The 15,707-nt window shown below is 59.2% G+C and carries 14 protein-coding genes; 7 read left to right on the top strand and 7 right to left on the bottom strand.

Annotated elements, in window-relative coordinates; all coding sequences use genetic code 11:
* Positions 1-83 precede the first annotated feature (83 nt).
* Positions 84-1,268: a murein transglycosylase A gene (gene mltA, locus ACA075_RS28290; RefSeq protein WP_497296428.1), complete on the bottom strand. Its 1,185-nt coding sequence runs from the start codon at positions 1,266-1,268 to the stop codon at positions 84-86.
* A gap of 128 nt (positions 1,269-1,396) precedes the next feature.
* Here mltA and ACA075_RS28285 point away from each other — a divergent pair, with 128 nt between their 5' ends.
* Positions 1,397-1,846 (top strand): c-type cytochrome, encoded by a 450-nt coding sequence (locus tag ACA075_RS28285; protein ID WP_497296427.1) that lies wholly within the window; start codon positions 1,397-1,399, stop codon positions 1,844-1,846.
* 185 nt (positions 1,847-2,031) lie between these two features.
* On the opposite strand, the gene ACA075_RS28280 is transcribed toward ACA075_RS28285, so the two are convergent.
* The 4 genes from ACA075_RS28280 to ACA075_RS28265 form a co-directional block, all read right to left on the bottom strand.
* The gene (locus ACA075_RS28280; RefSeq protein ID WP_497296426.1) at positions 2,032-2,427 is read right to left on the bottom strand and encodes a DUF1090 domain-containing protein; all 396 of its coding nucleotides are present in this window, start codon (positions 2,425-2,427) and stop codon (positions 2,032-2,034) included.
* 95 nt (positions 2,428-2,522) lie between these two features.
* Positions 2,523-4,196, bottom strand: coding sequence for an NAD-dependent DNA ligase LigB (gene ligB / locus ACA075_RS28275; protein ID WP_497296425.1), 1,674 nt, complete (start codon positions 4,194-4,196; stop codon positions 2,523-2,525).
* Between the two features lie 249 nt (positions 4,197-4,445).
* Positions 4,446-5,636, bottom strand: a complete 1,191-nt coding sequence (gene metK, locus ACA075_RS28270; RefSeq protein ID WP_010466931.1) for a methionine adenosyltransferase — start codon at positions 5,634-5,636, stop codon at positions 4,446-4,448.
* A gap of 18 nt (positions 5,637-5,654) precedes the next feature.
* A complete protein-coding gene (locus tag ACA075_RS28265) occupies positions 5,655-6,650 on the bottom strand; it encodes an ArsR/SmtB family transcription factor (protein WP_497296424.1) in 996 nt (331 codons plus the stop codon).
* Positions 6,651-6,923: 273 nt separating this feature from the next.
* On the opposite strand from ACA075_RS28265, the gene tkt reads away from it, so the two are divergent.
* The 6 genes from tkt (at position 6,924) to fba (ending at position 13,328) form a co-directional block, all read left to right on the top strand.
* The gene (tkt, locus tag ACA075_RS28260) at positions 6,924-8,921 is read left to right on the top strand and encodes a transketolase (protein ID WP_497296423.1); all 1,998 of its coding nucleotides are present in this window, start codon (positions 6,924-6,926) and stop codon (positions 8,919-8,921) included.
* A 160-nt stretch (positions 8,922-9,081) separates the two neighbouring features.
* Complete coding sequence (epd, locus tag ACA075_RS28255) at positions 9,082-10,146, top strand: erythrose-4-phosphate dehydrogenase (RefSeq protein ID WP_219095090.1); 1,065 nt, start codon at positions 9,082-9,084, stop codon at positions 10,144-10,146.
* A 17-nt stretch (positions 10,147-10,163) separates the two neighbouring features.
* The gene (locus tag ACA075_RS28250) at positions 10,164-11,327 is read left to right on the top strand and encodes a phosphoglycerate kinase (RefSeq protein ID WP_497296422.1); all 1,164 of its coding nucleotides are present in this window, start codon (positions 10,164-10,166) and stop codon (positions 11,325-11,327) included.
* A 34-nt stretch (positions 11,328-11,361) separates the two neighbouring features.
* Complete coding sequence (locus ACA075_RS28245; protein WP_497296421.1) at positions 11,362-11,583, top strand: hypothetical protein; 222 nt, start codon at positions 11,362-11,364, stop codon at positions 11,581-11,583.
* Positions 11,584-11,639: 56 nt separating this feature from the next.
* Positions 11,640-11,972, top strand: coding sequence for an MliC family protein (locus ACA075_RS28240; RefSeq protein ID WP_497296420.1), 333 nt, complete (start codon positions 11,640-11,642; stop codon positions 11,970-11,972).
* Between the two features lie 291 nt (positions 11,973-12,263).
* Positions 12,264-13,328 (top strand): class II fructose-bisphosphate aldolase, encoded by a 1,065-nt coding sequence (gene fba / locus ACA075_RS28235; protein WP_219095091.1) that lies wholly within the window; start codon positions 12,264-12,266, stop codon positions 13,326-13,328.
* Between the two features lie 124 nt (positions 13,329-13,452).
* Here fba and ACA075_RS28230 read toward each other — a convergent pair.
* A protein-coding gene (locus tag ACA075_RS28230) for an IS3 family transposase (protein WP_497296419.1) occupies positions 13,453-14,816 on the bottom strand; the annotation gives its coding sequence in 2 pieces (ribosomal slippage) (positions 13,453-14,333 and positions 14,333-14,816; 1,365 coding nt in all).
* Positions 14,817-14,913: 97 nt separating this feature from the next.
* Complete coding sequence (locus ACA075_RS28225) at positions 14,914-15,582, bottom strand: polysaccharide lyase family 7 protein (protein WP_497296418.1); 669 nt, start codon at positions 15,580-15,582, stop codon at positions 14,914-14,916.
* Positions 15,583-15,707: the final 125 nt, after the last annotated feature.

Genomic DNA, 15,707 nt, shown 5'->3' with positions numbered 1-15,707 from the left:
TTGTACACAGCTTCTGTGTTCATTGAAGAGCAAATGTGGGAGCGAGCCTGCTCGCGATAGCTATCTGCCTGCCAGTGCAGATTTCAGGGCTTGTCCTTCACCGCATCGGCAACTTGAGGCACTTGCGGCAACGCCGCGCCTTTAGGCCACAGCATCCAGATCTGTCCCTGCTGTTTCATATCCCCGGCCAATTGCCCAGCCGCCTCGCCAGTGCCCCAGAACAGATCCGCACGCACTTCGCCGGCAATCGCACCGCCGGTGTCTTGCGCCGCCACGGGCCGTACCAGTGCTGTGCCGTCCGGTTTGGTGGTGGATAACCACAACAGGCTGCCCAGCGGAATCACTTTGCGATCCACCGCCGCGCTGTAACCGGCCGTCAGCGGAACGTTCAGCGAGCCGCGTGGCCCTTCGTTGCTGTCCGGGTTGCGGGTGAAGAACACATAACTCGGGTTGCTGCCCAGCAGTTGCGGAATACGCGATGGATTGGCCTTGGCCCAGGTGCTGATGGCGCCCATGGTCACGTCTTCTTTCTTCAGCTCGCCTTGCTCCACCAGCCAGCGCCCGATTGGCCGATAGGGATGGCCGTTCTGGTCGGCATAGGCAATGCGCAGTTGGCGGCCGTCGTCGAGCTGAATGCGCCCCGAACCCTGGATTTGTAGAAATTGCAGGTTCATCGGGTCGGTCAGCCACGCAACCACTGGCGCCTTGACCCCGTTGGTTTCGATCGTTGCCGCATCGTCGTAAGGCTTGAGCACGCGACCCTCGAGGCGTCCGCGCAGGCGTTTGCCTTTGAGCTCGGGATAGATGCTGTCCAGCGAGACAATGATCATGTCCTCGGGCACTCCGTACACCGGAATGTTCGCCGCCTCGGTCTGGGTCAGGCTGCCAGGGTAGACCGGCTCGTAATAGCCGGTGATCAAACCGTTGGGATTGTCATTGGCTGCGCGCAGGCCGTAGACATCGAGGTTCTGCTTGAGGAAGCCGCGAATGTCGTTGGCGGTCTGCGGCACATTGGCCGAAGCCGCGCAGGTCGAGCCCCAGACCGGGTCGGCCTTGAGTCGGGTGCAGGCGCTGCGCCAGGAGCCGAAGCCGGCGACCAGATCGGTATCGGACACGGCCGGCAGCGCTTCCCAAGTGGCGCTGGAGTAGGTTGCGAGCGCGTGGGTCTTAGGGGTGTTTTTATCGCCGCCGGTGCAGCCAGCGAGCACGGCCACCATTGGAAGAGTCCACACGAGGTGGTGACGCCATGCCTTGAAACGGGTGTTCATGGAGTAATTCCTTTGCTAGTTGCCTGAGTGCTCCATGCGCTCAAACAACCCGTATTGATAATAGGGCTATTGGTCTTTGCCGATGACACGAGGATACTGGCCGCCGTTTCCCGTGACCTGAAGCCACCATGACTCTTAAAAGACTTTCTGTTGTATTGCTGGCCTGCCTGACCTTGTCTGCTTGTGGTGGTGTCGATCCGAATTCGCCGCTGGGCCAACGCAAGGCGATCTTCAAACAGATGCTCAAGACCGGCGAAGACCTGGGCGGCATGTTGCGTGGCCGTATCCCCTTCGATGGTCCGAAATTCGAGGCGGGCGCCGTGAAACTCGACACCTTGTCCCGTGAGCCGTGGAAACACTTTCCGCAGGTGCGCGAAGAAGATCACACCAGCGCCAAGGATAATGTGTGGCAGCAGCAGGCACGCTTCCAGGAAATGGCCCGCACCCTTGAAACCGCCACCGGTGAATTGGTGATTGCCAGCAAGGTTCAGCCTTACAAGGCCAGTAACCTGGGGCCAGCGGTACAAAAAGTCGAAGATGCCTGCAGTGCCTGCCATAAAGAATTTCGCGATCATTGATTCTCGGGTGTGATCTGGGTAGACCTGCTGCGCAACTGTGGCGAGGGAGCTTGCTCCCGCTCGGCGGCGAAGCCGTCGTAAACCCGGAAAATGCGGTCTGCCTGAATAACCGCGTTTAGGGCCGCTTCGCAGCCCGGCGGGAGCAAGCTCCCTCGCCACAGGTAAGCCCCCGATTCAGTGATGGCTTACTTATCCAGCTCGTCGAGTGCGTCCTGCAATTCCTTGCGGGACTCGGCGAGTTTGTCTTTGCGTTTGTTGATCTTGTCCGGATCGCCTTTCTTCATGGCTTTGTCCAGGTCGGCCTGACGCTTGCTGACTTCATGCTTGGCGTCGAGCACCTTGTTTTCCCGTTCCTTCTTCAGCGAGGCGTCGGTGCAATGGGCGGTGACTTCGCTCAGGGCCGTTTCGAGGCCGGCCTGCTGATCGGCGTTGCCGTGGGATTTGGCCAGTTCGATCTGATTGATGATCCCCTGTTTCTTCGCGGCGCAGCCGGTCAGTTCCGGGGCTTCTTCGGCGGCCATCAGTGGAGCGGCCATCACGCTGCAAAGGGTCAGCAAGGCGAGCGGTGAAAGAAAGTTCATAAAAGCTCCATGTGCAAAAGCAATCGGGTCGAGGTGGCGATGGGCGTTTGAGCCCGTCGGCCCCTTTGGGTTCCCGGGCTGCCGGGTGTCGGCGTTTAAAAGCCGTCAATCCCGGCCAGACGTAATGTTTGACTGAGTGCCAGCACGTGCGGGTCGCGGAAAAAGGCGTTCAATTGCGCCGCGCGTCCCGGGCCGATACCGGCTTCTGCCTGCCATTGTTCGGTGTTTCGATTCGCCAGTTCCTGCCATGAATCGGCAAGCCGTGCCTGGCCGGTGGGCGGCAACCCCAAGGCTTTGAGCCAGCGAGCGAACGGACGTTGCCGGGCGCTGTTGAAGCTGTTTAAAAGACGAGCTGCGCTGCGTTCGCCGAAGCCATCAATGTTAGCAAGCTCTTGAGCATCGAGGGTCAACCAATCCAGCAGGCCGTTTAGGCGGCCTGTTTCGAAAAGTTTCTCCCAAGTGCCAGGACCGAGATGAGGCAAAGCCAGTCCCTGCTTGCCGCTGAGCCAGGCCAGGCGTGCGAGGAATTGGCTCTCGCATCCTGATGTCGGTTGCCAGCAACTCAAATGATGAAAGTCTGCTGCCGACGGCACGTTCAATTCCGTGCGTTCGGTACTGCGCAGTACGACACCGTCGAGCCTTGGAATGGTCAACCCCGCCAAGCTGACGGACACCTGATCGCCGGGGCGGATATCCAGTTCCTCCCAACGCCGCAGGGAGCTGACGCTGACGCGCTTGATCTGTCGGTCATCGAGCTTCACGGGTGCAAGATCGAGCACCGGTGTAATCCGCCCAGTCCGTCCGATCTTGAAGTGGACCTTGCGCACTTCGGCCAGGGCCTGGGCGAACGGATACTTCCAGGCAACGCTCCAGAAGGAGGGTCGCGCTTGCCAGCGTTCGGCCGGTGGTCGCTGGCTCTGACGCAAAACGACACCGTCACTGGCGAAGGGCAGGGGCGTGCGATACCAGTGATCGCGCCATCGTTCAGCGTCGGCGAATACCTTGATCGGCTGACTGTAAGGCGCAGTGCCCGGAAAACCCATTTCATCGAGAGCGGCCACGCGGGCCGGCAGGCTTGCCGGACCTTGCGGCCAATCCCAGACAAACAAACCGATACCACTTGCCTGTTCGGCGTTCAGCTCCTTGCGCGCCATCAACCCGGCCACCGTGGAGCGGGCGTTGAGGCTGCCTGCCTTGGCTTGCACATGGTCGGTCAGGCGCCAATAGAGTTCGCCTTGCACCAGTAAATCCAAGGGTTGCGGCAGTTGCCGGGGGATGGCGGGAATCAGTCGCGCCGAAGTGGTCCAGTCTTGGCCGTTGACCCCGTCACCGCGACTGATCGCCTGGCGCAGCGAACCGTTGCGATAGATCAGCGTCACCGCCACCCCATCGATCTTGGGTTGTATCCAGATGTCGCTTCGATCACGCATCCAGTCTTCTACGGCACTTCCATCACGGAGTTTGTCCAGGCCGGTATGGGCGATGGGATGGGTAATCTTGCCGCCCGCCGTGCGCAAGGGGTCGGGCGCCAGACTCAAATCAAAACACTCACGCCATTCGCTCAATCGCGCGCGGGATTGATCATAGATTTCATCGGCGACCAGTGAGCGTCCGTTGCGGTGATAGTGGTCGTCCCAGAAATCGATTTGTTGTTGCAGGGCGGTGATTTCGTCGAGGGCGCGGGCGGGCGACCAGTCAGGGCAGTCGTTGGCCGTTGAGTTCAGGCAAAACAAGGTCAGGAACAAAGCGGAAAACAGGCGCAGAAGCATCGTGAGCGTCCTTGCTCAAAGGGAATGCTTCCAAGGTTAGCCAGCTTTCGGGCGCCGGCAGCAGCGATGTTTTTCGGTGTGTTTCGATATAAAGATCAAAAGTTCGCAGCCTCGTTTCACTCGACAGCTCCTACAGATATTTTTTGTAGCAGCTGTCGAGTGAAACGAGGCTGCGATCTTTTGATCTTCGGGCAATAAAAAGCCCCGCACGGCGAACCGTGCGGGGCTTTTGGTACCGCCAGGAAAGTCTTACAGGCCGGCTGCAGTACGCAGGTCGTCGGCGCGGTCGGTCTTTTCCCAGGTGAACGTGGTGAACGTATCTTCGCCCACAGTCTTGGTTGCCGGGGTACGACCGAAGTGGCCATACGCAGCGGTTTCCTGGTACATCGGGTGCAGCAGGTCGAGCATGGTGGTGATCGCGTATGGACGCAGGTCGAAAATTTCGCGAACCAGTTTGACGATCTTGTCGTCGCTGATCTTGCCGGTGCCGAAGGTGTTCAACGAGATCGACGTAGGCTGGGCAACACCAATCGCGTAGGAAACCTGGATCTCGCAGCGCTCGGCCAGGCCTGCAGCGACGATGTTCTTGGCCACGTAACGACCGGCGTAGGCCGCCGAGCGGTCAACCTTCGATGGATCTTTACCGGAGAACGCGCCGCCGCCGTGACGGGCCATGCCGCCGTAGCTGTCGACGATGATCTTGCGACCGGTCAGGCCGCAGTCGCCCACCGGGCCACCGATGATGAACTGGCCAGTCGGGTTGATGTGGAACTGGGTGTCTTTGGTCAGCAGTTCGGCAGGCAGTACGTGCTTGACGATCAGCTCCATCACGCCTTCGCGCAGGTCTTTGTACGACACTTCAGGGTTGTGCTGGGTCGACAGAACAACGGCGTCGATACCGACCACCTTGCCGCCTTCGTAACGGCAAGTCACTTGCGACTTGGCGTCCGGGCGCAGCCAAGGCAGCAGGCCGGATTTACGGGCTTCGGCCTGGCGCTGCACCAGTTGGTGCGAGAAGGTGATCGGTGCTGGCATCAGCACGTCGGTTTCGTTGCTGGCGTAGCCGAACATCAGGCCCTGGTCGCCGGCACCCTGATCTTCAGGCTTGGCACGGTCGACGCCCTGGTTGATGTCAGGGGACTGCTTGCCGATGATGTTCATCACGCCGCAAGTGGCACCGTCGAAGCCGACATCGGAGCTGTTGTAGCCGATGTCCAGAATGACGTTACGCACGATTTCTTCCAGGTCGACCCAGGCCGACGTGGTGACTTCACCCGCGATGATTGCCACGCCGGTTTTAACCAGGGTTTCGCACGCTACGCGGGCGAACTTGTCTTCAGCAATGATGGCGTCCAGCACCGCATCGGAAATCTGGTCGGCGATTTTGTCCGGGTGCCCTTCGGACACGGACTCGGAGGTGAAGAGGGAGTATTCGCTCATCTCGATTTTTTCCTGAATTTACCGATGGTGAGTGTCGCCAGCCGGTCGCTGAAAATGGCGGACCTGAATCTGGAAACCATTACGTAAGCCTACATAGAGGCTTTCCCCGGGAACGAGTCCCGCAGCGGTGGCCCAACGGGCCAAATCGTCCTGTTCAAACCCCAACCACAGATCACCGCAGGCCTCCCTGGCCCAACTCTGGTTGTGGCTACATAACTCTGTCACGAGCAGGCTACCGCCCGGTTGCAGCAAGTCGGCCATGTGCTTGAGCGCTTCGGCCGGCGCGGCGAAATGGTGCAGCACCATGTTCAGTACAACGCAATCGGCCTGAAGGCTGACGCCATTCAATGCATCGGCCAGTTGCAGGCTGACGTTAGCCAGCGTTTCACGTTCGCAGACCTGACGCGCCAGTTCGAGCATCGCCGGGCTATTGTCCAGCGCCGTGACCTCGGTGAAGCGGCGCGCCAGTTCCGGCAGGAATTCACCGTCGCCGGGGCCGACTTCGATGGCCGTCGCGCCTTCACTGAAACCCAGCTTGTCGAGCAAAGCCACCACGCTTTCGCGGTACTGCGGCAGGCCGGCGATCAAGTCTTGCTGGGCGCGAAACTTCTCCGCCACCCGTGAGAAAAAGTCCTGGCTGGCCGCCGCGCGTTGCCCATGGACCTGAGCGATCCGCGCCTGCACATCGGCCGGCAGCGTCAGGTTGTCCACTTCTTCGAGCAAGGCGGCGTGCAGCTTGCCGCCCAGCAGGTCGGTGTGGGGCAGGGCGCGACGGTAGAAAATCGCGTTGCCTTCACGGCGGGTCGCCACCAGGTCGGCCTGGGCCAGGACCTTGAGGTGGTGACTCATGCCGGATTGACCAATCCCGAAGATCTGCGCCAGTTCCAGTACGCCAAACGAATCGTTGGCCAGCGCGCGCAATACATTCAGCCGCAGAGGATCGCCGCCGGCCTTGCACAGGGCCGCCAGCTCATCGCAATCGTCATGTCGAATGGAAGGCACACGTAAATTCATAAGGCCAGCAGTCTAGTGACGCTCAGAAATCACCGCAAGGGCAATATCAAAAAGTTTTGATATTGGTCGATAGATGGCACTTCCAGGCGTTAGGTTCAGTCAACAAACGAACTGCAGAAAGGTTTCATCAGTCGAAACCGCTGTTAACAATTGGAAAAACGCCTCCAGATGACTATCTGTCATTGCCCCGAGGCGGCCCGGTGAGGGAAAATGCTCGCCTTTTTTCCGATTCGTTTTATTCACTCTCGATTCAGAACCCGCAGGAGAACAGCGATGCCCAGCCGTCGTGAGCGTGCCAACGCCATTCGTGCCCTCAGCATGGATGCCGTGCAAAAAGCCAACAGCGGCCATCCCGGTGCCCCGATGGGTATGGCGGATATCGCCGAAGTACTTTGGCGTGACTACCTGAAGCACAACCCGAGCAATCCATCGTTCGCCGACCGTGACCGCTTCGTGCTGTCCAACGGTCACGGTTCGATGTTGATCTACTCGCTGCTGCACCTGACCGGCTACGACCTGTCGATCGATGACCTGAAAAACTTCCGCCAACTGCACAGCCGCACCCCGGGTCACCCGGAATTCGGCTACACCCCGGGCGTTGAAACCACCACCGGTCCGCTGGGCCAAGGCCTGGCCAATGCCGTCGGTTTCGCCCTGGCTGAAAAAGTCCTGGCAGCGCAGTTCAACCGTCCTGGCCACAATGTTGTCGATCACCACACCTACGTGTTCCTGGGTGATGGCTGCATGATGGAAGGCATTTCCCACGAAGTCGGCTCCCTGGCCGGTACGTTGGGTCTGGGCAAGCTGATCGCCTTCTACGACGACAACGGCATCTCCATCGACGGCGAAGTCGAAGGCTGGTTCACCGATGACACGCCGAAGCGTTTCGAAGCCTACAACTGGCAGGTGATCCGCAACGTCGACGGTCACGACCCGGAAGAGATCAAGACCGCGATCGAAACCGCGCGCAAAAGCGATCGGCCAACCCTGATCTGCTGCAAGACCACCATCGGTTTCGGTTCGCCGAACAAGCAAGGCAAAGAAGACTGCCACGGCGCCCCATTGGGTGACGCGGAAATCGCTCTGACCCGTGCTGCGCTGAAATGGAATTACGGTCCATTCGAAATCCCGGCTGACATCTATGCCGAGTGGGACGCCAAGGAAGCCGGCCGCGCGGCCGAAGCCGAGTGGGATCAGCGTTTCGCTGACTACTCCGCGGCCTTCCCTGAGCTGGCCAACGAACTGGTCCGTCGCCTGGGTGGCGATCTGCCGGAAGACTTCGCCGAAAAAGCCTCGGCTTACATCGCTGAAGTCGCGGCCAAGGGCGAAACCATCGCCAGCCGTAAAGCAAGCCAGAACGCACTGAATGCCTATGGCCCGCTGTTGCCTGAACTGCTCGGCGGCTCCGCTGACCTGGCCGGTTCCAACCTGACCCTGTGGAAAGGTTGCAAAGGTGTTTCGGCTGAAGACGCCAGCGGCAACTACATGTACTACGGCGTTCGCGAATTCGGCATGAGCGCGATCATGAACGGCGTGGCTTTGCACGGCGGTCTGGTGCCTTACGGCGCCACCTTCCTGATGTTCATGGAATACGCTCGCAACGCCGTGCGCATGGCCTCACTGATGAAGAAGCGCGTGGTGTTCGTCTACACCCACGACTCCATCGGTCTGGGCGAAGACGGCCCGACTCACCAGCCGATCGAGCAACTGACCAGCCTGCGCAGCACGCCGAACCTCGACACCTGGCGTCCAGCCGATGCCGTTGAATCGGCCGTTTGCTGGAAAGCAGCCATCGAGCGCAAGGACGGCCCTTCGGCGCTGATCTTCTCGCGTCAGAACCTGCAGCACCAAACCCGTGATGCCGGCCAGATCGCCGACATCGCCCGTGGCGGTTACGTGTTGAAGGACTGTGCAGGCGAGCCTGAGCTGATCCTGATCTCTACCGGTTCGGAAGTCGGTCTGGCGGTTCAGGCTTACGACAAGCTGACCGAGCAAGGTCGCAAGGTGCGTGTTGTTTCGATGCCGTGCACCAGCGTGTTCGATGCTCAGGACGCCGATTACAAGCAAGCGGTTCTGCCGTTGCAGGTTAGCGCCCGTATCGCCATCGAAGCCGCGCACGCGGACTACTGGTACAAGTACGTGGGTCTGGAAGGCCGCGTGATCGGCATGACCACCTACGGCGAGTCGGCACCGGCGCCGGCCTTGTTCGAAGAGTTCGGCTTTACCCTGGAAAACATCCTGGGTCAGGCTGAAGAGCTGCTGGAAGACTGATCCAGAAGTAGCGTTATCGGGGCTGACGTCTTCGCGGGCAAGCCTCGCTCCTACAGGGGATCGCGTTGTTTTCAAGACAACCGAAGACCTGTAGGAGCGAGGCTTGCCCGCGAAGGCGGCAGTCCTGGCAACCTCATTCCCAAGCTTCATCGAGAACCCCATGCCTCAACCGCGTCCTTACAAAGTTGCACTCAACGGCTACGGCCGGATTGGTCGTTGCGTCTTGCGTGCGTTGTTTGAGCGAGGCTCGACGGCAGGGTTTGAAATTGTCGCGATCAACGATCTGGCTGACATGGCCAGCATCGAATACCTGACACGCTTCGATTCCACTCACGGGCGATTTCCCGGCGAAGTGCGAGTAGAGGGCGATTGTCTGCATATTAATGGCGACTGCGTGAAGGTCCTGCGCAGTGCCACCCCCGAAGGCATCGATTGGGCGTCACTGGGCGTCGATCTGGTGTTGGAGTGCTCCGGCGCTTATCACACACGTGCTGATGGCCAGCGCTTCCTCGACGCCGGCGCGCCGCGCGTGCTGTTTTCCCAGCCGATGGCCAGCGAGGCGGATGTTGACGCCACCATCGTCTATGGCGTGAACCAGGATTGCCTGACCGGCGACGAGCTGCTGGTGTCCAACGCGTCCTGCACCACCAACTGCGGCGTGCCGCTGTTGCGCCTGCTGGATCAGGCCATTGGTCTGGAATACGTGTCGATCACCACCATTCACTCGGCAATGAACGATCAGCCGGTCATCGACGCCTATCATCACGAAGACCTGCGCCGCACCCGTTCGGCGTTCCAGTCGGTGATTCCGGTGTCCACTGGTCTGGCACGTGGCATCGAACGCCTGCTGCCGGAACTTGCCGGGCGAATTCAGGCCAAAGCCGTGCGGGTGCCGACGGTTAACGTGTCTTGCCTCGACATTACGATGCAGACCGTCAGCGACACCGACGCCACCGAGGTCAACCGGATTCTGCGCGAGGCCGCCACCAGCGGCCCGCTCAAGGGGCTTCTGGCCTACACCGAGCTTCCCCATGCAAGCTGTGATTTCAATCATGACCCACATTCGGCCATCGTCGATGCCAGTCAGACCCGAGTTTCCGGCCCGCGGCTGGTGAACATCCTGGCCTGGTTCGACAACGAATGGGGTTTTGCCAACCGAATGCTGGACGTTGCAGAGCACTATCTGCAAACAGCTTCTCCACTCTCTGTTTCTCAGAAACCGTAACTCAGGAAATGCGACCCATGACCGTGTTGAAGATGACCGACCTCGATCTGCAAGGTAAGCGCGTACTGATCCGCGAAGACCTCAACGTCCCAGTCAAGGACGGTGTAGTCACCAGCGATGCGCGAATCCTGGCTTCGCTGCCGACCATCAAGCTGGCCCTGGAAAAAGGCGCGGCCGTAATGGTTTGCTCGCACCTTGGCCGTCCGACCGAAGGCGAGTTCTCGGCCGAGAACAGCCTCAAGCCCGTCGCTGACTACCTGAGCAAGGCCCTGGGCCGTGAAGTGCCGCTGGTCGCCGATTACCTGGGCGGCGTCGACGTCAAGGCCGGCGACATCGTGCTGTTCGAAAACGTGCGCTTCAACAAAGGCGAGAAAAAGAACGCTGACGACCTGGCCCAGCAATACGCCGCCCTGTGCGACGTGTTCGTGATGGACGCCTTCGGCACCGCTCACCGCGCCGAGGGTTCGACCCATGGCGTGGCCAAGTTCGCCAAAGTCGCCGCCGCTGGCCCGCTGCTGGCTGCTGAGCTAGACGCACTGGGCAAAGCCCTTGGCGCCCCGGCCCAGCCGATGGCTGCCATCGTTGCCGGTTCCAAGGTCTCGACCAAACTCGACGTACTGAACAGCCTGAGCCAGATCTGCAATCAGCTGATCGTCGGCGGTGGCATTGCCAACACCTTCCTGGCGGCTGCCGGTCACCCGGTCGGCAAGTCCCTGTACGAACCAGACCTGCTGGACACCGCTCGTGCCATCGCCGCCAAGGTCAGCGTGCCGCTGCCGGTCGACGTGGTGGTTGCCAAGGAATTCGCTGAAAGCGCGACCGCTACCGTCAAACTGATTGCTGACGTGGCTGCCGACGACATGATCCTGGACATCGGCCCGCAGACCGCGGCGAATTTCGCTGAGCTGCTGAAGTCGTCCAAGACCATCCTTTGGAACGGTCCGGTCGGCGTGTTCGAATTCGACCAGTTCGGTAACGGCACCAAAGTCCTGGCCCAGGCCATCGCGGAAAGCTCGGCGTTCTCGATCGCTGGCGGCGGCGACACTCTGGCTGCCATCGATAAATATGGCGTTGCCGATCAGATCTCCTACATTTCTACCGGTGGCGGCGCGTTCCTCGAATTCGTGGAAGGCAAGGTCTTGCCTGCCGTTGAAGTCCTGGAAAGCCGGGCCAAGGCCTGAGGTCGTCCATTTGACCACGCAAAGGAGTGTTCTCATGGTCAAGGCGTTAGCGCTGTTGATCGCTGCGGGTATGCTGGTGGCTTGCGGGAGTAACCCGAAAGCCAAGCCGGACCCTGCGCCGCAGTCGGTGGAAAAAGGCTGTTACCAGGCCGACTGGCAAGCGGAAACCAACCCTGTGATCAACAAGCGTTCCGGGCCTGATGGCCTGGAGAAATACGAGACCCAGACCCCGGCCAAGGAACATGGTTGCCCTTGACGGGTCTGACACATTACTCAGGGCTGGCGGCGTGCGCCGTCAGTCGAGGAACATGGATGAAAGGTTTTATCGCCGTTATGGCGTTGGCATTGCTGGCCGGTTGCTCGAATTTCAACCTGTTCAAGTCTGCCGAATCGACGGACAACTGGACCACCTGGACCTGCGATAGCCAAGCCAAAGTGCTCTGGCGCTATACCGACGACAGCCGCAAGGAAGTCGACGTGCGCCTTGGCGGGGCCGATCAGGTCTACCGCTTGAAGCTTGAACCGGGCGCCGAAGGTTCGCTGTACAGCAACGACATGTTGGCGTTTCACGTAAAAGGTGAGGAAGGCCTGGTGTACTGGGTCGCCACCAATGATTTGATTGGCCGCGGTTGTAAAGCGCAGTAGGAGCCGATCGCTGGACTTTTGTGGCGAGGGAGCTTGCTCCCGCTGGAGTGCGAAGCGTTCCCAAAGCCAGTCGACACCGTGTTTGAGAAAGACCGAGTCGACCGGTTTACGACTGCTTCGCAGCCGAGCGCGAGCAAGCTCGCTCGCCACAGGTTCTTCGTCACACTCAGGATTTATGTTGTACCGAATTCGCAGCCAGGGCCAACCCCCGATCTGCAATAACTTGAATAGCCGCCGCCGCTACGGCAGGCTGGCACGATTAACGACCCTCAACCGGGAGAGACACACACAATGGCACTTATCAGCATGCGCCAGATGCTGGACCACGCAGCCGAGTTCGGCTACGGCGTTCCAGCCTTCAACGTCAACAACCTTGAGCAGATGCGCGCCATCATGGAAGCCGCTGACAAGACTGACTCCCCGGTGATCGTCCAGGCCTCGGCCGGTGCTCGCAAATACGCCGGCGCCCCATTCCTGCGTCACCTGATCCTGGCGGCAATCGAAGAATTCCCGCACATCCCGGTGTGCATGCACCAGGACCACGGCACCAGCCCTGACGTCTGCCAGCGCTCCATTCAACTGGGCTTCAGCTCGGTGATGATGGACGGTTCTCTGGGCGAAGACGGCAAGACCCCGACCGACTACGACTATAACGTGCGCGTTACCCAACAAACCGTGGCCCTGGCTCACGCCTGCGGCGTATCGGTAGAAGGCGAGCTGGGCTGCCTGGGTTCGCTGGAAACCGGTATGGCCGGTGAAGAAGACGGCATCGGCGCCGAAGGCGTTCTGGATCACAGCCAAATGCTGACCGACCCGGAAGAAGCCGCTGACTTCGTCAAACGCACCCAGGTCGACGCTCTGGCTATCGCCATCGGCACCAGCCACGGCGCGTACAAGTTCACCAAGCCACCTACCGGCGACGTGCTGGCCATCGACCGCATCAAAGAAATCCACAAACGCATCCCGAACACCCACTTGGTGATGCACGGTTCGTCTTCGGTTCCACAAGACTGGCTGGCGATCATCAACCAGTACGGCGGCGACATCAAAGAAACCTACGGCGTGCCGGTTGAAGAGATCGTTGAAGGCATCAAGCACGGCGTGCGCAAGGTCAACATTGATACTGACTTGCGTCTGGCTTCGACCGGTGCGATGCGTCGGTTGATGGCTACCAACCCGAGCGAGTTTGACCCGCGCAAGTTCTTCGGTGCGACTGTGACGGCGATGCGCGATGTATGTATCGCTCGTTATGAAGCGTTTGGTACTGCTGGCAACGCTTCGAAGATCAAGCCGATCTCGTTGGAAGCGATGTATCAGCGTTATCTGAAAGGTGAGTTGAACGCCAAGGTTAACTAAGCCTTCAGCGTTTGAGTCGCATAAAAAACCCGCCGAGAGGCGGGTTTTTTTTGGGGCGATAATTTCAGATTGTTCCCACGCTCTGAACTGACCCCACAAAGCTGGACGATTTACATGTCTATGCCTAAGCGGCCTGAGTTCTGTATCCCACAGGGCTCAGTTCGTTTAGCTTCAGCTTGATACGCGAGTGATTGTAATAGGTTATGTACTCGTCGATACCTGCGTGAAGCTCATCGAGGTCGCTAAATTTATTTAGATAGAAAAACTCGGACTTCAGCGTACCGAAGAAGCTTTCCATGGCCGCATTGTCGTAGCAGTTGCCTTTGCGCGACATGCTGGGTGTGACTGAGCGCTCGCTGAGCTTTCGATAGTAAATGGGCATTCGGTACTGCCAGCCCTGGTCCGAGTGCAGGATCGGCTTTTCATGCGGCCTAAGCCGCTCAAATGCGCCACTCAGCATCTTCCCGACCATGTCGAACAGCGGCCTTCTGGCGACTTCATAGGAAATAATTTCGCCGTTGTAAAGGTCCAAAATCGGCGACAGATACAGCTTCTGACCACCGACTTTGAACTCGGTAACGTCGGTTACCCATTTTTGATTGGGCTGCGGCGCTTCAAACTCCCGCTTCAGAAGATTAGGCGCCGCCTTGCCTACTTCCCCCTTGTACGCTCGGTATTTCTTCACCCGCACCAGGCTCTTTAGCCCGAGCTGCGCCATCAACCGCTGAACCGTCTTGTGGTTGACGCGGTGACCCGCGTTTCGGACCGCAACTGTTATCCGGCGATAGCCGTATCGCCCCTTGTGCTGATCGAACGTTGAGCGAATCAGGGCTTTCAGATCCGCATACTTATCCGCTGCCTGCAGTGCCTTTTGCTGATAGTAAAACGTGCTGCGTGCCAGTCCAGCTACTTTCAGCAAGCTTTCTAGAGGGTGCCGCTGCCTCAGTTCCATTACGATTTGCGCTTTTTCTGCTGCGCCGCTCGTTTCTTCTGAACCAAGGCATCCAGCTTTTTTAGATAGTCATTTTCCATCCGCAACTGCTTCAGCTCGGCAAGCAACTCATCACGTGTGCGCGAGTCGTCATCGGGTGAGTCGGGTTGAACAGGGGGAATGGGGGCTGGCATTTTTTTCGGACGTCCGGCTTTTTTAGGCTGCTGGGTCAGGGCATCAAAACCGCCCTCATCATAGCGGCGCTCCCAGAGACCGATGATGCCGAACCTACGGATGTCGAACAAGGCTGCCGTTTGCCGATAGGAAAGCTGCTCTTCGCGCATGCGTGTCAACACAGACAGTTTGAAGTCGGCGCTGTAGCGCAGCAGCTTTTTCTCTTTTAGCCCAGCAGCACCATGTACTTGATAGGCCGCGACCCACTGCCGAAGGCAAGAAAAGTCCACGTCGTGACGGTGTGCGACATCTCTCAAGCCCGCACTGCCGGAACAATAGCTTTGCACGGCTGCGAGTTTTGCCTGATCTGTGTACTTACCCATGACACCCCCAAAGGTTGTGTCCAACCTTTGGGGGTCAGTTCACTCTGTGTGGGCATGCTTCTTTGGACGCTCTGCGCTCCAGGCTGGACTGAAGGGGCTACTTGTCGTGATCAATATCCAGCTTGCTGAACGTCACTTTCCCGCCTTCGCTGGTGTACCCGGTGTGGTCCTGCACATAAACCCCGGCCTTGAAGTACAGCGGCTTGTCGCGCCACGTCGCGCTGATGTCGGTGTCCCACTGGTAACCCGCCGCGCTGATGCCCAGAGCGCCGCCCGGGCTCAGGTGGATGAGGTAGGAAAACTCCCGATCCAGTTTCACCCCGGTGGCGATGGTGATGACCCGACCTTCGCCGTCATCCGGGTGCATGCGCACCTTGGCGACGATGTTGCCGGACTGCGTGCTGGTCTTGTACTGGTACTCGAGCTTCACCATGGGTTTCTGGCTTTCATAGGCGTGGATCTGGCCGATGACGATTTTGCCTGAACTCGGTACTTGGTTGACCGCGAGGGTGGCACGCAGTGAGTTGTCGGCGTCCGGGTAGAGCCAGTTTTTCAGGGTGCCGTTGCTGTAGGTTTCGCGAAGTTCGGTGCGGGGGTATTTTGCATTTTCGGTTTTGGAGCCGGTGACCGGTGACCAGAAAAACAGAGTGCCGGTGTCGGAGTGGAAGTATTGATCCTTGAAGCCGTTCACCAGTTTTGGCGTGTCAACGGTGTACGGCGGATTGCCGACAGGAACGCTGAGGTTCCAGGTTGCGAGATCGATCATAGTCAAAAGCTTCCACGATTTTTTTGCTGCACGCCCGTGCCAGAAGCTCTGGCGCGCGCCTTGGGGGCAATCCTTATAAGCGCAGAAGTTCAATTTGTTAATGCGTAAATGACAAACGGATGACG

Source organism: Pseudomonas sp. LBUM1663, assembly GCF_059695905.1.
This window is presented reverse-complemented; position numbering and strand designations above follow the sequence as displayed.